The 18,922-nt window shown below is 67.5% G+C and carries 13 protein-coding genes; 5 read left to right on the forward strand and 8 right to left on the reverse strand.

The window, feature by feature from the left end:
• Position 1 precedes the first annotated feature (1 nt).
• A complete protein-coding gene (gene bioA, locus ACZK4Z_RS17075; protein WP_285303450.1) occupies positions 2-1,393 on the forward strand; it encodes an adenosylmethionine--8-amino-7-oxononanoate transaminase in 1,392 nt (463 codons plus the stop codon).
• Positions 1,384-2,121: a 16S rRNA (uracil(1498)-N(3))-methyltransferase gene (locus ACZK4Z_RS17080; protein ID WP_478444924.1), complete on the forward strand. Its 738-nt coding sequence runs from the start codon at positions 1,384-1,386 to the stop codon at positions 2,119-2,121. The genes bioA and ACZK4Z_RS17080 overlap by 10 nt, the downstream gene beginning before the upstream one ends.
• A 108-nt stretch (positions 2,122-2,229) precedes the next feature.
• On the opposite strand, the gene ACZK4Z_RS17085 is transcribed toward ACZK4Z_RS17080, so the two are convergent.
• From ACZK4Z_RS17085 to pilG, 7 genes are all read right to left on the reverse strand, one after another.
• On the reverse strand, positions 2,230-2,694 hold the full coding sequence (locus ACZK4Z_RS17085) for a chemotaxis protein CheW (protein WP_478450942.1): 465 nt from the start codon (positions 2,692-2,694) through the stop codon (positions 2,230-2,232).
• Entirely contained in the window at positions 2,691-4,031 is a 1,341-nt protein-coding gene (locus ACZK4Z_RS17090; RefSeq protein ID WP_478444925.1) for a chemotaxis protein CheB, read from the reverse strand. The genes ACZK4Z_RS17085 and ACZK4Z_RS17090 overlap by 4 nt, the downstream gene beginning before the upstream one ends.
• Positions 4,018-10,716, reverse strand: a complete 6,699-nt coding sequence (locus ACZK4Z_RS17095; RefSeq protein WP_125895865.1) for an Hpt domain-containing protein — start codon at positions 10,714-10,716, stop codon at positions 4,018-4,020. Before ACZK4Z_RS17095 ends, ACZK4Z_RS17090 begins: the two co-directional genes overlap by 14 nt.
• Positions 10,717-10,816: 100 nt before the next feature.
• The gene (locus ACZK4Z_RS17100) at positions 10,817-12,853 is read right to left on the reverse strand and encodes a methyl-accepting chemotaxis protein (protein ID WP_005410715.1); all 2,037 of its coding nucleotides are present in this window, start codon (positions 12,851-12,853) and stop codon (positions 10,817-10,819) included.
• 41 nt (positions 12,854-12,894) lie between these two features.
• Positions 12,895-13,425, reverse strand: a complete 531-nt coding sequence (locus ACZK4Z_RS17105; RefSeq protein WP_005410716.1) for a chemotaxis protein CheW — start codon at positions 13,423-13,425, stop codon at positions 12,895-12,897.
• Positions 13,425-13,787, reverse strand: coding sequence for a response regulator (locus ACZK4Z_RS17110; protein WP_005410717.1), 363 nt, complete (start codon positions 13,785-13,787; stop codon positions 13,425-13,427). Before ACZK4Z_RS17110 ends, ACZK4Z_RS17105 begins: the two co-directional genes overlap by 1 nt.
• An 18-nt stretch (positions 13,788-13,805) precedes the next feature.
• On the reverse strand, positions 13,806-14,207 hold the full coding sequence (gene pilG / locus ACZK4Z_RS17115; RefSeq protein WP_005418455.1) for a twitching motility response regulator PilG: 402 nt from the start codon (positions 14,205-14,207) through the stop codon (positions 13,806-13,808).
• Positions 14,208-14,447: 240 nt separating this feature from the next.
• On the opposite strand from pilG, the gene gshB reads away from it, so the two are divergent.
• The 3 genes from gshB (at position 14,448) to ACZK4Z_RS17130 (ending at position 18,085) form a co-directional block, all read left to right on the forward strand.
• On the forward strand, positions 14,448-15,395 hold the full coding sequence (gene gshB / locus ACZK4Z_RS17120) for a glutathione synthase (protein ID WP_012511876.1): 948 nt from the start codon (positions 14,448-14,450) through the stop codon (positions 15,393-15,395).
• Positions 15,395-16,279, forward strand: a complete 885-nt coding sequence (locus ACZK4Z_RS17125; RefSeq protein WP_478450943.1) for an energy transducer TonB family protein — start codon at positions 15,395-15,397, stop codon at positions 16,277-16,279. Before gshB ends, ACZK4Z_RS17125 begins: the two co-directional genes overlap by 1 nt.
• A 454-nt stretch (positions 16,280-16,733) precedes the next feature.
• Positions 16,734-18,085 (forward strand): IS3-like element ISStma2 family transposase gene (locus tag ACZK4Z_RS17130; protein ID WP_132810585.1). Its coding sequence is split into 2 segments (ribosomal slippage): positions 16,734-17,181 and positions 17,181-18,085, totalling 1,353 coding nucleotides; the frame shifts between segments, so codons are not numbered across the junction.
• Positions 18,086-18,207: 122 nt separating this feature from the next.
• On the opposite strand, the gene tsaB is transcribed toward ACZK4Z_RS17130, so the two are convergent.
• Entirely contained in the window at positions 18,208-18,921 is a 714-nt protein-coding gene (gene tsaB / locus ACZK4Z_RS17135; protein WP_125892804.1) for a tRNA (adenosine(37)-N6)-threonylcarbamoyltransferase complex dimerization subunit type 1 TsaB, read from the reverse strand.
• Position 18,922: the final 1 nt, after the last annotated feature.

Below are 18,922 nucleotides of genomic sequence, written 5' to 3' on the forward strand. Positions count from 1 at the left end.
AATGCTAGCAGACCCAACCCCCTCCCCGCTGGCCCGCCATTGGCGGCAGCGCGACCTGCAGGTGCTGTGGCACCCCTGCACGCAGATGCGCGAGCATCCGCACACCCTGCCGCTGGTGCCGATCGCCCGCGGCGAAGGTGCCTGGCTGATCGACCACGACGGCAATCGCTATCTGGATGCGGTCAGCAGCTGGTGGACCAACCTGTTCGGTCATGCCGAACCGCGCATCGGTGGTGCCATCGCCGCCCAGGCCACGCAGCTGGAACAGGTGATGCTGGCCGGCTTCGGTCATGAGCCAGCCATCACCCTGGCCGAACGCCTGCTGGCGCTGGCCCCGCGGCAGCCCGGCCGCGAACCGCTGGCCAAGGTGTTCTACGCTGACAACGGCTCCGCCGGCGTGGAAGTGGCGCTGAAGATGGCCTTCCAGTATTTCCAGAACCGTGGCGAGCCGCGGCGCACGCGGTTCATCGCACTGGAGAACGGCTACCACGGCGAGACCCTGGGCGCGCTCGCGCTGGGCGACATCCCCCTGTACCGCCGTGTCTATGCACCGCTGCTGGCCGAAGGCCTGTTCGCGCCCTCGCCCGACGCTTACCTGGCCGAGCCGGGCCAGAGTGCGGCAGATCGCGCGCGGCAGGCCGCGGATGGACTGGCCACGCTGTTCGACCAGCACCCGGGCGAGATCTGCGCGGTGATCCTGGAACCGCGCCTGCAGTGCGCCGGCGGCATGCGCATGCACGACCCGGTGTACCTGCAGCGCGTGCGCGAACTGTGCGATGCGCACGGTGCATTCATGATCGCCGACGAGATCGCCACCGGTTTCGGCCGCACCGGCACCCTGTTCGCCTGCGAGCAGGCCGGGGTGATGCCGGACCTGATGTGCCTCTCGAAAGGCCTGACCGGCGGCTTCCTGCCGCTTGCCGCGGTACTGGCCACGCAGGCCCTGTACGACGCGTTCCTCGACGACTCGCGCGAGCGCGCCTTCCTGCATTCACACAGCTACACCGGCAACCCGCTGGCCTGCGCGGCCGCGCTGGCGACGCTGGACATCTTCCGCGACGACGATGTGATCGCGCGCAACCGCGGCATCGCCTCGGTGATGGGCACGCTGGCCGCACCGTTCAGCGACCATCCGCACGTGGCCGACGTGCGCCAGGCCGGCATGGTGGTGGCGTTCGAGCTGTCGCGCGATGGCAACAAGCGCACACCGTTCGACCCGGCCATGCGGCTGGGCCTGCACGCCTACAAGGCCGCGCTGAAGCGCGGTGTGGTACTGCGTCCGCTGGGCGACGTGCTGTACTGGATGCCACCCTATTGCGTGGATGACGAACAACTGGAGCTGCTGGCACATACCACGCTGGCGGCGATTGACGAGGCGATTGCATGCGCGTGACCCGCTGCCCCATCGACCTGGCGCTGCACAGCGGCCAGACCGTGACCCTGCCGGAAGAGACCGCCAACCACCTGGTACGGGTGATGCGCCTGCGCGAGGGAGACACCTGCGTGCTGTTCAACGGCGACGGCCATGACTACAGCGCCACGCTGACCGTGGCCGGCAAGCGCGAGGTTCAGGTGCGCATCGACGCGGTGCAGGCCATCGACAACGAATCGCCGCTGGCGATCACCCTGCTGCAGGGCATCGCCCGTGGCGAGAAGATGGACCTGATCCTGCAGAAGGCCACCGAACTGGGCGTGGCGGCGATCATTCCGGTCAACGCCGAGCGCACCGAGGTGAAGCTCGATGCAGCACGCGCGGAGAAGCGCGTGGCGCACTGGAACAACGTGGTGACCTCAGCCTGCGGCCAGTCCGGGCGCGCGCGCATTCCGCAGGTGGGATCCCCGCTGTCGCTGGCGCAGGCGGCAGCGGCGCTGCCGCCCGATACGCTGCGGCTGACCCTGGACCCGCTGGGCACACATCGCTTGTCGACGCTGGCGGCCGCTCCGGCAGGCGGCATCGTGATCGCGATCGGCCCGGAAGGTGGCTGGTCGCCGCGCGACCGGGATCAGTTGGCGGCGGCAGGATTCCAGGGCCTGCAGCTGGGCCCGCGCATCCTGCGCACGGAAACGGCCGGCCTGGCCGCGATTGCAGCACTGCAGGCGCGGTTGGGGGATTTGGGGTAAGGCCCGATTCCTGGTAGTGCCGGCCGCTGGCCGGCAACCGCATGATTCCGTGGATGCCGGCCAGCGGCCGGCACTACCAGGAATTCAAAATGCCCGGCGGATGTCCGGTCAGGCCGCCAGCGAATCCAGGGCGGCTTCCAGCGCGTCCAGGTTCGGCAGCAGCGCGCTCTGCTCACCCAGCAGCACACGCATGTGCACAATGTCCGGCAGGGTTTCTTCCGAGGCATCAGCCAGCAGCCCGTCGCGCGGCACCGAAATCAGCTGCGGGAAGTTCTGCGTCAGCAGCGCGTAGTACGGACGCTGCGCGTTGCCGCTGAGGGCCTTCAGTACCACCACCTTGTTATGGCCGCTCACGGCTTCTTCGCCCAGTCCCGAAAGACGTGCGAACGACACCAGCGGCACCTGCCAGCCATGCCAGCCGATCTTGCCGACGAGCCAGCGCGGCGCATCGGAGACCGGCTGCACCGGCACGCGCGACATCATTTCGGCCACGGTGGCATTGGGCAGCAGCACGCGCGCGTTGCCGGCCTGGATCAGGACGCCACGGATTTCGTCATTGCTGGCATAGCTCATGGTGCTTCTCCGTTGTCGTCCTGCTCACCCCAGCGCGCGGCAATCGCCTGCGCCAGTTCCTGCGGTTCACCGGCCACCATGCCGGCAGCAACCACCGCCGTGGCTGCAGCCGGGTCGTAGCAGCCCTCGCCCACCTGCCCGGCCACCCATGCACCGGCGGCGGCCAGATCCAGCGCCGGACCAACATGCGCAAGGTCAGCGCCGCTGAGCAGGACCAGCGCGGTGTGGTCAGCTGGCAGCGCGGCCATCGCAATGCCCTGCGCGTCGCTGACGAAATGCAGGCCGTCACTGGCTGCCTGCACGCCGATGTCATCGGCCAGCACGTGCACTTCACCCGGAGTTGCACGCTGGCCGGCTTCAGCCAGCTGCACCGGCAACGGCGACACGCGTGCCATCTGCTTGACCAGGTTGCCGTAGCGCCCGCCATCCAGGCGCATGTGCACCAGGACCGGCACGCTCAGCGAAGGCGGCAGCGCGCCGAGCAGGCGACGCAGCGCATCCGGGCCACCGATGCCGGCCAGCACCAGCAGCGATCCGGCGCGTGCGCCCACGGGCGCTGCGGCATCCAGATCGACCAGGCTCAGATGACCGGTATCGAAGGAAGGCAGCGGAGCCTCCACCGCAGCGTGGTGCGGAGCGGTTGCCGAGGCATCGGCCTCGTCCTCGACCAGCGACCAGGCGGTGTGGTCGAAGGAGACCGGCGGTAGCGGCGGTACTGCGGACGCGGTCTCTGCCAGCGACGGCAGTGCGGAGGCCTGCAGCGGCTCAGGCACCACCGGCTGCAGCGCGGCCAGCGCCTGTTCCAGCGCGATCGGTTCGTGCAGCTGTACAGGCGGCAAGTACAGAGTGTCAGCGGGGACCTCGTCGGCCCAGCTCAATGCCTGCTCCAGGTGCGGCTGCAGCGCTTCTTCCTGCGGCGCCGGTGCCGGTGCCGGGTGGCCCGGCTCCAGCTGCAGGCTGGGTTCTTCTTCGGCCCCCGGCGGCAACACCTGCTGGTGGCCATGCAGCTTGGCGGACAGATGACGGCCCCAGCGCTGAGCCTCCCAGCCATCACGACGTGCAGCCAGTTCGGCCTCGTCGAAGACCAGGGTCAGACCCGGTGCGGACAGCACCGCTTCCAGGCGCTCCAAGGCGTCCTCGATGGCGGCTTCCAGCGCGATCACCACGAACTGTGGGCGCGCCTCCTGCAGGACCCGCGCCTCCAGCGTGTTGGGATCATCTTCCAGCACCAGCTGCACATCGGCGTGCGACAACGCCTCACGCAGGCGCTCACGCGCCGCGCCGGGACGGGCCAGCAGGGCCACGGCCGGAGCCGCTTGGGTTTCACTCACGGACACGGGCGATCCCCAGCAGGTCGTACACGTTACGCATCAGGTCCAGTTCCTGGTACGGCTTGCCCAGGTAACGCTGGACACCGATCTCGAAGGCGCGCTGGCGGTGCTTGTCACCGCTGCGCGAAGTGATCATCACGATCGGCACGTCCCTGTAGCGCGGGTCGGCACGCATCGCGGTGGCGAGCTCGTAGCCATCCATGCGCGGCATCTCGATATCCAGCAGCATCAGGTCCGGCACGCGCTCTTCCAGGCGTTCCAGCGCTTCCACGCCGTCGCGGGCGACGCTGACCTCGAAGTTGTGGCGTTCGAGGATGCGGCCGGTGACCTTGCGCATGGTCAGCGAGTCGTCGACCACCATCACCAGCGGCACCTGGCGCTCCTGGCGCGGTGCGTTGGCCAGCACAGGCAGCGTCGGGTTGGCGAGGAAGCGGCGCACCAGCGGCGCCACGTCCAGGATCACCACCACGCGGCCATCGCCGGTGATGGTGGCACCGTAGATGCCCGGCACCGACGCGATCTGCAGGCCGACCGGCTTGACCACGATTTCGCGATTGCCCAGCACCTGGTCGATCGCCACGGCGGCACGCAGATCACCGGCACGGACCAGCAGCAGCGGCACCTGGTCCTGGCCATCGGCACGCGCCGGGGCCTGCCCGACCAGGCTGCCGAGGTCGTACAGCGGATAGTCTTCGCCGCTGTAACGGTAGCTGCTGTCGGCGGCTTCGAAACGCTCGCGCGACAGGCGGCCGATACCACTGACCGAGGCCACCGGCACCGCGAAGGTGGTTTCGCCGATCTGCACGAACACCGCCTGGGTGACGGCCAGCGTCTGCGGCAGGCGCAGGGTGAAGCGTACGCCCTGGCCCCGCACCGACTGGATGTCGACCGAGCCACCGAGCTGGCGCACTTCGTTGCGCACCACGTCCATGCCCACGCCACGACCGGCCAGCTGGCTGACCTGGTCGGCGGTGGTGAAGCCGGACGCGAAGATCAGGTTGTCCAGCTCCTGCTCGTTCGGCTGCGCATCGGCGGCCAGCAGGCCACGGTCGATGGCGCGGCGGCGGATCGCCTCGCGGTCCAGGCCAGCACCGTCATCGGCCACTTCCAGCACGATTTCCGAACCTTCGCGGTGCAGGCGGATGGCGATCTCGCCCTCCTCCGGCTTGCCGGCGGCGCGGCGCTGTTCCGGCGCTTCCAGGCCATGGGCCACGGAGTTGCGCAGCATGTGTTCCAGCGGCGCGACCATGCGGTCGAGGACGTTGCGGTCCAGTTCGCCGTGGGTTCCTTCCAGGGTCAGGTGGACCTGCTTGCCGGTATCCATGCCGGACTGGCGGACCACGCGGCGCAGGCGCGGCACCAGGCCATCGAACGGCACCATGCGCGCGCGCATCAGGCCATCCTGCAGCTCGGAGCTGACGCGCGACTGCTGCTGCAGCAGCGAATCGTACTGGCGCGACAGATCGTCCAGCACGCCCTGCAGGCCCCCCAGGTCGGCCGCCGACTCGTTCAGCGCACGGCTGAGCTGCTGCAGGGTGGAGAAGCGGTCCAGCTCCAGCGGATCGAACTTCTGGTCGGCCTGGTCCTGCTCGCGCTGGTAGCGGGCGACGATCTGCGCCTCGGTTTCCAGGTCGAGTCGCCGCAGCTGGTCGCGCAGTCGCGCATTGGTGCGCTCCAGTTCGCCCATGGCACCACGGAAGGCACCCAGCTGCTGTTCAAGCCGCGAGCGGTAGATCGCCACTTCACCGGCATGGTTGACCAGGCGGTCGAGCAGGTCGGCACGCACGCGCACCTGCTCCTGCTGCGGACGCGCCAGCGGATCTTCATCGACCACGCCCTCGGCCGGAAGCGGAGCCGACAGCGGCGCTTCGATCGGGGCCGCCAGTGGGCCCGCGGCCTGTGCGGGCACGGTCTCGATCTCGCTGGCCGCACGCGCGGCCGCAGCGGCTGCGGCGATATCGATGGTGGTGCGGACCTCGAAGGCTTCGACCAGATCCTGCGCCGGCTCCACCACGCGGTGCGCGCCGGTGCGGGTGAGCAGCTGGTGCAGGCGGTCAAAGCCACGCTCCAGCAGCTGCACGTCGCGACGTTCGATCTCGGTACGGCCAGCGGCCACCGCCTCCAGCAGCGATTCGATGCTGTGGCCAAGGTCGCCGATGGCATTGATGCCAGCCATGCGTGCGCCACCCTTCAGGGTGTGCAGATCACGCTGCAGGCCGGCCAGCACCTCGCGGTCCTGCGGTGCATCGCGCAGTTCGCTGATCAGGCCATCGCAGTGGTCGAGCAGGTCCTTGCCTTCCTCGACAAAGATATCGACCAGCTCGCGGTCGTACACGCTGAAGTCGAGTGCATCGGCGCCGTCTTCGGCATCCGCCGCAACAGGTGCCTGCTCGTGGTGCGGCGCACGCGGCACGATGTCGGTCGCTGCAACCTGTGCATCGGTATCGACCGTGCCCTGGCCCGGTGCGTCTTCCATTTCGAAGAAGCGCACCGCAGCAGTGCCGCCCTGCGGCGCCTCTGCGGTGATCTCCTCAATCACCGTCGCCGGGGACGGCTGATCGGCGCTCTCTCCTTCACCGACCGCCGCCTCCCCGCCGACGTCCGCATCCTCGGCAAAGGCATCTGCCTCACCCGGCGCGAGTTCGCTGGCCTGGAGGCCGATCACGGGCCATTGCCCGTCGTCGTCCAGGGTCTGCTCCTCCTCGATCACGTGCAGGCCGGCCTCGAGCGCGGCTGCCAGCGTGACCGGTTCTGCAAAACCCGGCACAGCCATTTCATCCTGCAGGCTCGACAGCTCGCTGTCGAGTGGCAGTGCAGCAGCGTCGTCAATGACGTTGTCATCGTCACTGTCCGAATCAAACGGCAACGGCGTATTCAGGTCGATCGCGTCAACTTCCGCAGACACCGGCAACTCTTCCGCGTCGCGGTCATCCACCGGCAGCGCACTGGCGTCGAGGTACGGCGACAGATCGTCCGCCATGGTCAGGTCAGCGTCGTCGACCGTCGCGATCGCCGGCACGGCATCTGATTCGTCCTGGGCGACATCAGGCGCACTTTCAATCGGCTGGATCGATTCAATCGCGCCGGTGTCGTCCGCGGCAGGTTCACCTTCGCCCGGCACCGACGGCCAGCCGGCGTCGAAGTAACGCGAAAGATCGTCGCTGGCGGTCAGCTCACCCACGTCCAGGCCGCTGTCGGCTGCGACGTCCAGCGCCTCCAGCCCGGTTGCAGCTGGAACCGGTTCCAGCGCATCTTCGGCATGCGACTGCGGCTCGGCAATGAGATCGGTCGCCGCATTGAAAGCGGACGGCATGCTGGTTTCGTCCAGCGTGTCCAGCCCGGCCAGCGGCGCTTCGGCCGCGGATGCCTGCTCGGCATCAGGCGCCAGCTCGACGCCCTCTTCGTCCTCGTCTTCCAGCGCGAACAGCGGCCAGCGCGCTTCCGGCAGCTCGCCGGCCAATGCCTGCAGCCGCTGCACCAGCGCGCCCTGCGGAACAATCCGCGGCTGTTCGGCCTGCAGCGCCTCCATGGTCGCGGTGATCGCCTGCGCGGTCGCATCCAGTGCGGCTACGCCCTCGTCGCCAGGCACCACGTCGGCGGCCAGGGCGCGCTTGATGTAGGACTCGGCACCGCCGGTGACCGCCGTGATTTCCGGCACTTCGGTCATCGCGAAGGCGCCGTTCATGGTGTGCACCGCACGCAGCAGTGCGTCGCTGACCGGCTGCGGTGCCTGCTGCGCCGAGCGCAGCCATTCCTGCAGGGTCGCCTGGTGGACTTCGACCTCGGCCTCAAGGATCTCGCGCAGTACGCTGTCGATGTTGGCCGGGGTACCGGCGTCTTCCGCCACCGCCGTGGCATCGGCCTGCGCCGACGCAGCGGCCTCGGCTTCCAGCAGGCGGCTGATTTCGTCTTCGCCTTCGGACTCGGCCAGTGTCGCTGCCGGTGCGGCCGCAGCCGGCAACGGCACGTAGAAGGTCTCCTCGCCGGCACCGACCCGATCGGCAATGGCCTGCATCGCCTGCAGGTCCACGCTGATGCGCTGGCCATGGCGCAGCGCGGCGTTCAGCTGCGGCAACGCGGCATGGGCGTTGTCGACCATCGCCAGCACCGCCGGAGTCGCCGGGCGACTGCCATCGAGCACGCGATTGAGCATGCCTTCGATCTTCCAGGCGAACTCACCCAGGGTGCGTGCACCCACCAGGCGGCCACTGCCCTTGAGGGTGTGGAAGATGCGGCGGATCGGCCGCAGCCGATCCATGTTGTCCAGCTGCATGCGCCATGCCGGCAGCAGCGTGCCCAGGTTGGCCAGCTCGTCGTCGAACTCTTCCAGGAACACCTCGCGGATATCCTCGTCGATGTTCTCGGCATCGTCGTCGAAGCCGGCCTCGAAGCCGGCCTCGGTCCCGGCCACGACCGGGATGTCCGCAACGGGCGGAGCCGCCATGGCCTGCGGATTGAAGTCGGCCGCCGCGGCGCTCAGCTCGGCGAAGAACTGCGCGTCGGCTTCGCTGAAGTCGATGGGCGCGATGGTGTCGATATCAATCACCGACACCGCCGGTGCCGGTGCCGGTGAATCGGAGACCGGCGTCAGCACCTCGGCCATCGGCGCGGGCACGTCCTCCTGCACATCCGCCGGAACCGCGTCCGCTTCGGCAACGACAGGGCTTTCGTCCACCCGCACGGGTGCAGCGGGATCGACGATCTCCAGCGCCGGGTGCAATCCGGCATCGTCGTCCAGCGACAGCGTCTCCATCGCGTGCAGCGACAGCACGTCGTCGGCATTGTCCAGCGCATCGGCGTCGAAACGGAACACCACGTCGTCACCAGCGGCGACCACATCGTGCTCGGCAGCCACCGGGTCGAACACGGGCGCAGCAACGTCAGCGGTGTCGAAGGGCACCGACGCGTCGACGTCATCCTCGACATCCATCACAGCCACATCGGCCAATGCCGGCGGTGTTGCCTCCGACAGTGTCCACTGCGGCGCCGGTTCCACGCTGGTTTCGGCCCGTTCGAAACTGACCGGGTCGAAGCTGGCGAAGGTCGGACTGCGCTCGTCTTCGGCACTCGCGGTCGGCTCGGAGTCCGGATGGAACGGTGCGAGATCCCATTGCGGTACCTCGGGCGCAGGCGCGCTGGACGCGGCGAAGACCAGCGGTGCATCCGCGTCGTCATGCAGCGACAGCGGTGTGGAGGCGACACTCCCCAGCGCCCCGAACATCAGGCGGTTGTCCACCACCTCCGGTGCAGGCGCGGCCGGTGGCGGATCGAAGGTGAATTCCGGCAGCGGCACCGGCACCGTGCCGGCGGCGGGCGCGGCCGGCTGCACCGGAATCTCGATGGGCTCCGGCTCTACCGGCTCGGCCTGCAGCGCGATCGGCTCGCGGTCCACCAGCAGCGATGCGAACGGAATCGGCGCGGCGGCAACAGGCGCCACCGCATTGCGGTCCGGCAACGGCCAATAGCGCAACGCTTCAAGGCTGCTGCGGGTGATGTCGAGGATGTCCTCGCGGCCCGGGCGGCGGTCGCGCAGAGCCTCGAGGTAGTACTCCAGGCTGGCCATGGCATCGGCCAGGGTGTCCAGCTGGCGGCCACTGGGCACGCGCTGGCGACCGATCAGCTCGGCTTCGATGTACTGCTGCACACCGCGCAGGTAATCGGCGGCGGTGTTCAGGTCGAGCATGCGCAGCGCACCGGACACATCGCCCAGCAGGCGCGGCACGTCCTGCAGCTCGGCATGGTTCCAGCTGGTTTCAATGAAAGCGACGAAATGCTCGCGGGCGGCGGCGAAGTTGGCGATGGCCTCATGTGCCAGCACCTCCACCGTGCGCCGGTTCTCCATCGCGCTGGGGTCATCTTCGCCACTGCCGCCGGCGCCCAGATGGGCGACCTGGTCGTCCAGCGACGCGTCCACGTAGAGCAATGCGCCGGCGATATCCAGCAGCAGGTTCTCGTCGATCTGCTGGCGCCCTTCGACCACGCCACGCAGCGCATCGCGCTGCTGCACGACCACCCCGCGGGCAACGCCCAGGCCCATCATGCCCAGCGTATCGGCCACGGCGCCAAGTTCGTTGGCCTGGGTCTGCAGCTGTTCGGGCGCACCGCCAGTACGCAGGTGCAGGTCCAGCGCATCCTTGATACGCAGCAGTTCTTCCTTCACCGCGCTGCCCACGGTATCCAGCAGCTCGCGGTTGCGCCCGCTCAGGCTGCCACGGGCATGGTCCAGCTCGGCCTCGGTGGCGCTGACGCTGTCCGGCGCGAACGCCAGCAGCACGCTGTCATGCACCCCTTCTTCGCCCCGCGCGGCACGGATTTCGTTGAGCAGCGGCATCAGCACGATCGGAATGTCGCGGTGACCGTTCTGCAGGCGCTCCAGGTAATCGGGCAGCAGCACGCTGCCGCGCATCAGGGTCGCGCAGGCTTCATCCCGATCAGCCACGCTACCGGCGCCGATGGCATTGGCCAGCTGCTCCAGCTCCTCGGCCACCATCGCCGGGGCGTACAGCTCGACCATGCGCAGGGTGCCCTGCACCTGGTGCAGGTAGCCGGCGCAGATGCGCATGCGGCTGGCGTCGGTCGGGTCTTCGGCGTAGTACTCGACTTCGTTGCGCACCTGGCGCAGGGTCTCGTCCAGCTCGGGCTTGACCCAGCCCAGCGCTGCGTGGCTCATCGCATCGCGCAGACTGCTCATGGACGCGCTCCGTTCGCCGCCGCGCGGAAGCCGCGCGAGTTCTGGCGTGGGGAATGGAAATGCTTCATCGACTGGTTCCTTGCTCGCCGCCCTGCCCGCGTCACGCCGGCAGCTTGAAGTCGGCGACCGAACGACGCAGGTCGGCCGCCAGCTGCGCGAGGTGGCCGATCGATTCGGCGGTCTGCCCGGCACCCTGCGAGGTCTGGCCGGTGATCTGCCGGATCACGCCCATGGTGCGGGTGATGTCCGAGGCCGCAGCCGACTGCTGCTGGGCGGCGATGGAGATGTTCTTGATGAGGGTGTTCAGGGCGTTGGAGACGCGCTCGATTTCGGTCAGCGCGGTGCCGGCGTCCTCGGCCAGGCGTGCACCGGACACCACTTCGGCGGTGGTCTGTTCCATCGAGGTGACCGCTTCGTTGGTATCGGCCTGAATGGCCTGCACCAGGTTCTCGATGCGTCGGGTCGCGCCGGAGGTACGTTCTGCCAGGCGCTGCACTTCGTCGGCCACGACCGCGAAACCGCGACCCGCTTCACCGGCCGATGCCGCCTGCACTGCCGCGTTCAACGCCAGGATGTTGGTCTGTTCGGAAATGTCGTTGATCAGTTCCACGATCGAGCCGATTTCCTGCGACGACTCACCCAGGCGCTTGATGCGCTTGGAGGTTTCCTGGATCTGGTCACGGATCTGGTCCATGCCCTGGATGGTCTCGCGCACCACGCCGGCACCTTCGGCGGCGATCACCACCGAACGTTGTGCCACGTCGGCCGACTCGGCCGAGTTGCGCGACACCTGTTCGATGCTCGCCGCGATTTCGCCGATGCGGTCCGACGCCGAGGTGATCTGGTTGGCCTGGTGGCCCGCCGCCTCTGCCAGCTGCATGGCGGTGGCCTGGGTTTCCTGGGTGGACAGCGCGACCTTGGCCGAGGTGTCGTTGATGGTGGTCACCAGGTGGCGCAGCTCGTCGACGGCGTAGTTGATTGCGTCGGCGATGGCGCCGGTCATGTCCTCGGTCACCGAGGCCTTCACCGTCAGGTCGCCCTCACCCAGCGAGGAGATTTCGTCCAGCAGCCGCATGATCGCCTGCTGGTTGCGGCTGTTGAATTCCACCTGGGTCTGGTAGCGCAGTTCCTGCTCGCGCGAGCGGCTGCGCACGTTGGTGGAAACGAAGCCGATGATCGCGATCAGCGACAGCGCACCGGACACCACACCGATCCAGAAGTTCGGGAACAGGCGGGTGTCAGACACCGAGCCGAACGAGGAGAACGCGTCGAACAGCTTGCGGCTGTCATCCAGCATGTGGGCCGAACCCTGGCCCAGCGCGGTGGCGGCGGACTGCGCCGCGAACAGCTGGCGCGAGCTGGCCAGGATCGCGTCAGCGTCCTGCTTCATCGCTTCCCACTTCTGCTGCGACTGCTCCAGTGCGGCCACGGCGGCGGCACCGCGCACGGCGGTGATGCCCAGTTCCTCGTTGCCGTTGCGCAGGCCGTCGAGCACCTGCGAGAACACGGTGATGTCGCGTGCCAGTGCATCGCCGGACGTCGCTGCGGCGCTGCCACCGGCGCGCATTTCGGTCACGCGACGGGCCATGGAGCCGGCCACCACCACCTGCTGCAGGGCGCTGTACACCTGCGACGACGGCGCGCCGGAGGCCGACATCGCACGCACCAGCTCGTTCAGCTGGGCCTGCAGGCCCGGCACCGCACCGGTGAAGTTGTTGGCATTGCCGGCCAAGGCCAGCACCGCCGGTTCACTGGCGACCAGCTGCCCGGCCTGCTTGCCCAGCGGCGCCCAGGTCTCGCCCAGGGTGGCGATGGCACCGGACACGCCCGGCTCCTTGCCGTAGCGCCCCTGCAGTGTCGACACGTTCTGTTCGATCGCGTTGCGGGTCGCCTTGAAAGCGGTGAACGCCTGCGCGTTGCCGCCCACCGCGTCACGGCCCTGGTTGGCCAGCTGCTGCGACAGCACCTGCAGGTCGGCCGCCTTGGAACCGGCATCGGCCAGGCGACTGCCCTGCCAGGTGGCGACGCCGGTGTTGACGCCGAACAGGATCATCGATGCCAGCAGCAGGAACAGCCAGAGGTTGCTGCCGCCCAGCCGCAGCTTGCCGGTCTTGGTGGCGTCCGAAGCAGTACTCATCGTTCAACCTCGATCTTCAATGCAGGGGGCGATGCCCGGCCTCAGGCCGCGGCTTGCCGGAATTCAGGGGTACGCGACAGCAGCGAGAGCGAGAACACGCCCCAGTCGTGGCCGTCGGCGTGGAAGGCGCGATCGACGAAGTGGCCGTAGCGCCCTTCGGCCAGCGTGCCGGCCGCGATCTGCTGGTCCAGTTCAAAGCTGCGCTGGCCGAACAGTTCATCGATGGTCAGGGCGACGTCGCCGCCGGCCTGGCGCATGATCAGCACGCGCTGGCCTTCCTGCTGCACGGTACGCGTGCCTTCCAGGAAGTACTTCAGGTCGACCACCGGGAACAGGTTGCCGCGCAGATTGCCCACGCCCAGCAGCCACGGCTGCGCGCACGGCACCGGGGTCACCGGCGGCATCGGCACGATTTCCACCACTTCGCGGAAATCGGACACCAGCCGGCGCTGGCCGACGCGGTAACCCACGCCACGCCAGAGGTCCTGGGCGAACTGCCGCTCGGGCAGCTGCACCGCGTGGGCCAGGCTGCGCCGTTCGTAGGCTTCGAGAATGTCGAAGGGCGAGCGCATCAGGCCACCAGTTCGTTGATCCGCGCGATCAGTTCATCCTCGCGCGGCGGCTTGACGATGTAATCGGCCGCGCCCTGGCGCAGGCCCCATGCCTTGTCGGTTTCCATCGCCTTGGTGCTGACGATGATCACCGGGATGTGCTTGATCGCCGCATCACGGGCCATCGCGCGGGTGGCCTGGAAGCCGCTCATGCCGGGCAGTACCACGTCCATCAGCACCAACTGCGGCACCTGGTCGCGGACCAGCTGCAGTCCATCCTCGGCATTGTCCGCCTCCAGCACCTCGTGGCCGGCACGGCGCAGCCACTGGGTGAACACCGCGCGGTCGGTCGGTGAATCCTCGATCAGAACGATACGAGCCATTGTGCCTTTCCCCCCTGGTCAGGCGTTGACGTATGTGCGGATGGCACCCAGCAGTTCTTCACGCGTGAAAGGCTTCGTCAGGTACTGCTCCGAGCCGACGATGCGTCCCCGCGCCTTGTCGAACAGGCCATCCTTGGACGAGAGCATGATGACCGGGGTCGCCTTGAACAGCTGGTTGCCCTTGATCAGCGCACAGGTCTGGTACCCGTCCAGGCGCGGCATCATGATGTCGACGAAGATGATCTGCGGCTGCTGGTCTGCGATCTTCGCAAGCGCTTCGAAGCCGTCGGTGGCGGTGACCACCTCGCAGCCTTCGCGCTTGAGCAGCGTTTCCGCAGTCCTGCGGATGGTCTTCGAATCATCGATGACCATCACCCGGAGTCCTGCGAGTTCCCCGCCCGCAGTCGTGTTTTCAGTCATTGCCTATCCCCAAGCGCACGGCCCGATCTCTGGCGGGGGCCGCTACGAAAGCGTATCTATATCGCACTTTCCGCGCCCGCTTCAAGGCCGCCCCATGGCGCGGGGCATGGCACCCTCCTGAACGTGACGGGTTTCGCAATGCGTGCGCGACCGCCGGGCGGACGCTGCGTTGCAGTAAGGCGGGGAGGCGCGCGACCGGCGTTGCCGCTACCATCAACGCCTTGCCAGACAGGTGCGCCCATGCCGTTGAACGTCATCGTGGTGATGGACCCCATCGCCCACATCAAGATCGCCAAGGACACCACCTTCGCCATGTTGCTGGAAGCCCAGCGCCGCGGCCATGCCCTGCACTACGTGCGCCCGGGCGGGTTGGCCCTGGAAGGTGGCGTAGCGGTGGCCCAGACCGCACCGCTGCAGGTGCGCGACGACCCGGCCGGCTGGTATGAGCTGGGTGCGTTCAGCCGTACCGAGTTCGGTCCCGGCCAGATCGTGCTGATGCGCAAGGACCCTCCGGTCGACGCCGAGTACATCTACGACACCCAGGTGCTGGACGTGGCCGCCGCTGCCGGTGCCTGCGTGGTCAACAACCCGCAGGGCCTGCGCGACTACAACGAGAAGCTTGCCGCCCTGCTGTTCCCGCAGTGCTGCCCGCCGACCCTGGTCAGCCGCGATGCCAAGGCGCTGAAGGCCTTTGCCCTGGAACACGGCCAGGCGGTTCTGAAGCCGCTGGATGGCATGGGCGGCCGCTCGATCTTCCGCAGCGGCCAGGGCGATCCGAACCTGAATGTGATCCTGGAAACCCTGACCGACGGCGGCCACAGGATGGCGCTGGCACAGAAGTTCATTCCCGACATCACCGCCGGCGACAAGCGCATCCTGCTGGTCGATGGCGAACCCGTCGACTACTGCCTGGCGCGCATCCCGCAGGGTGATGAATTCCGCGGCAACCTCGCCGCCGGTGGCCGCGGCGAAGGCCGCCCGCTGAGCGAGCGCGACCGCTGGATCGCCGCCCAGGTCGGGCCGGAGATGAAGCGTCGCGGCATGCGCTTCGTCGGCCTGGACGTGATCGGTGATTACCTGACCGAGGTCAACGTGACCAGCCCGACCTGCGTGCGCGAACTGGACGCACAGTACGGCCTGAACATTGCCGGCACCCTGTTCGACGCACTCGAGGCCGGCCTGCGCTGATGTCTGCCGCACCTGCCGTACTGCCCCCGCCGCCGCGCGAAGCGCAACGGCTGGGGGCGACCATCGCGCTGTCGGTGCTGGTCCACGCCCTGCTGATCCTGGGCGTGGGCTTCGCCGTGAAGGGCGATGCACCGCTGGTGCCGACGCTGGAAGTGATCTTCAGCCAGACCCGCACCGCACTGACGCCGAAGCAGGCTGATTTCCTGGCCGCAGCCAACCAGGAAGGCGGTGGCGAACACGACCGCGCACAGCGTCCGCGTGACAACCAGGCCGGCATCGTGCCGCAGGCCCAGTCCGGAATCAGCCCGATTCCGCAGCAGCAGCAATCGGCCGCACCGGTTCCGCCGCCGCAGGCGCGGGTGGTCAGCAGCCGCAATGGCGAAGAGGTGGTCACGCAGGCGCAGTCCCGGCCCACGCCGGATCAGCCCGAACCGGATGCGCCCTTGAGCGCACGCGAACAGCGCGACGTGGAGATGGCGCGCCTGGCCGCCGAAGTGCACCTGCGCTCGGCGCAGTACGCCAAGCGTCCGAACCGCAAGTTCGTGTCGGCCAGCACGCGCGAATATGCCTATGCCAACTACCTGCGTGCCTGGGTCGATCGCGCCGAGCGCGTCGGCAACCTGAACTACCCGGACGAGGCCCGGCAGCGCCGCCTGGGTGGCCAGGTGGTGATCAGCGTGGGTGTGCGCCGCGATGGCAGCGTGGAAAGCAGCCGGATCCTGCGTTCGAGCGGGACGCCGTTGCTGGATGAGGCGGCACTGCGGGTGGTGAAGCTGGCACAGCCGTTCCCGCCGTTGCCGAAGACCGAGGATGAGATCGATATCCTGCAGGTCACGCGCACGTGGGTGTTCCTGCCGGGCGGCACCCTGCACGACGACCGGTAGGGTTTTGTCGCCCGGGCCTGCGGCCCGGGACCCGCTGCAAGGCCAGAGCCACGACAACAGCCAAAGCAGCGGCAGGAATTCCGGACCTGGCGGGGCGGTGTGGGCTTGCAGGACACGCCGTAAACCCGTCCTTGGGGGCTCGATGGCGCCATCCATGGCGCCAACGGTCCTGCAAGCCCACACCGCACCACCTCTGACAGATCCCGGCGCATTTTTGCTATTGGTAGGTGTCGACCTTGGTCGACACACATCCACGCTATGCGTGGATGCGAGCGAAGCGATCCGCTTTTGACTTTGATTTTCTTTTGATTTTCCGTGGCGGACGCACACGGAAACTGTCAGAGGTCGGGCGGGGTGGGTTCGCGGGGGTATCCGCGCCATGGATGGCGCGGCTAAGCCCCCAGGGTGAAGTGACCCCCGGGAGTTGGACACCAGATCCAACCCCGAGGGATACATGAACAAATACGACGCGCGTTTCAAACTGCAGGTCGCCAAAGAGGCCTGCAAGACCTCCACATCGGTCAAAGCCATTGCCCGTCGCCACGGCCTGGAGTTCTCCACGGTCAGGCGCTGGGTGGCGACCTATCGGCTGCATGGTAGGCGGGGATTTCATCGCCAGGCCCGGTCCTATGACCTCCCGTTCAAACTGGCTGTCCTGGAGAAGATGAGCCAGGACGGCTTGTCCGGGCGGGAGGCCACCACCTACTTTCAAATTGGCGATGCCGGCGCGGTGGGACGATGGCGGCGCCTGTATGCTCAAGGCGGTGCCCAAGCGTTGGCACCCCCTCCGCCGCCGCCCCGAAAGCCGATGAAAAAGACCCGTTCGTCCAAGCCACCTGAGGATATGAGCCGCGATGAGCTGCTCAAGGAAGTCGCCTATCTGCGTGCGGAGACCGACTACCTAAAAAAACTCGATGCCTTGATCCGGGAAGAGCAGGCGGCGCAGGACGCAAAGCGCAAGCCGTCCAAGGATTGAGGCAGGTTCATACGCTGTCGCTTCTGCTCGAAGCAGCTGAGCTGTCACGCAGTACGTTCTATTACCAGAACCATGTCCTGGCCCATCCGGATCAGGATGAGGCAGCCCTGTGCGAGCGCATCCGTGCAATCTACGATCAAAGCCAAGGGCGCTATGGCTATCGCACGGTGACGCTGGAATTAGCCAATCAGGGTCATCGGACCAATCACAAGCGGGTTCAGCGCCTGATGGGGGAGATGGGACTGAAATCGCGGGTGCGTGTGAAGCGCTACCAGGCCTTCAAGGGGGCGGCCAATGTTGTGGTTGGCAATGACCTCAATCGCCAGTTCCATGCCGAGCGGCCCAACCAGAAGTGGGTGACTGACGTGACCGAGTTCAAGGTGCAGGGCATGAAGCTGTACCTGTCGCCGATCATGGACCTCTACAACGGTGAAATCGTGGCTTATCAGATCAAGCGTCGGCCCGTATTTGATCTGGTGGGTCAAATGCTGGAGGAGGCCATCAAGAAGCTTTCCCCGGATGAGCGCCCCATGATCCACTCCGACCAGGGCTGGCAGTACCAGCATGAAAACTACCGGCATATGCTGGAAAAGCACTCGTTGAAGCAAAGCATGTCCCGGCGCGGCAACTGCCTGGACAATGCGGCGATGGAGAGCTTCTTTGGAACGCTGAAGTCGGAGTTCTTCTACCTGAACAGCTTTGACAGCCTCGAGAGTCTGGAGGCTGGGCTGGTGGAATACATCCAGTACTACAACGAAGAGCGCATCAAACTGAAACTGAAAGGTCTGAGCCCGATAAAGTACCGGGAGCAGGCCCAATCGGCCGCCTGACCCCGTCCAAGTCTCGGGGGTCACTTCAGGGACGGGTTCACGGCGTCCCCCGCGAACCCACCCCGCCCGGCCAAGCGCGGCTTTTGATTTACGCGATCACCCCCCCCCCCGCCACGAGGGGCTCAGCCGTTGGCCTTCGCCTTCGCCTCGCGCGCGGCCTGTTGCTCGACCAGGGTCAGTGCCACGTTGTCGCGCAGGTACGCCGGCTCGACCTTCTCCGGTGCAATGGCTTCGCCACGAGCGAACGCCGGCACCGCCAGTGCAAGCACGTCCGACGCCCGCGGCAGCGCAGTGGCATCAACGCCGCGCAGGCCAGCGCCCAACTGCGTAACAAGCGCGCCCTCGGCCGCACCAAACCCGGTACCAACGCCGTAGGCGGACAGCCCTTCCGGCAGCGATACCGCAGCGGGTGCGCATACGCGCTCGGCATCACGCGCCACCGGCAGGCCGTCCACACGCTCGAAGCGCGCGACATACAGTTCGCTCATCCGCGCATCGATCGCTGACAGGATCTGCGTTTCTTCCGCCGGTGCCCGCAGCGCCAGCGCCTGCAGCGTCGAGACCGGCAACAGCGGACGGTCCAGTGCCAGTGCGATGCCCTGGGCAATCGCGATAGCCAGGCGTACGCCAGTGAACGCACCCGGGCCGCGGCTGAGCGCGATGCCGTCCAGCTGGCGGCGGCTGATGCCGGCTTCGGCCAGCAGCGCCTCCGCCCACGGCAGGCTCAGTTCGGCGTGCCGGCGCGGGGCGATCTCGAAGCGTTCCAGCACCTGCCCATCGACATGCAGGGCAACGGAACAGGCTTCGGTGGCGGTTTCAAAGGCGAGCAGTTTCATC

Source organism: Stenotrophomonas sp. 71799_Sma, assembly GCF_056482505.1.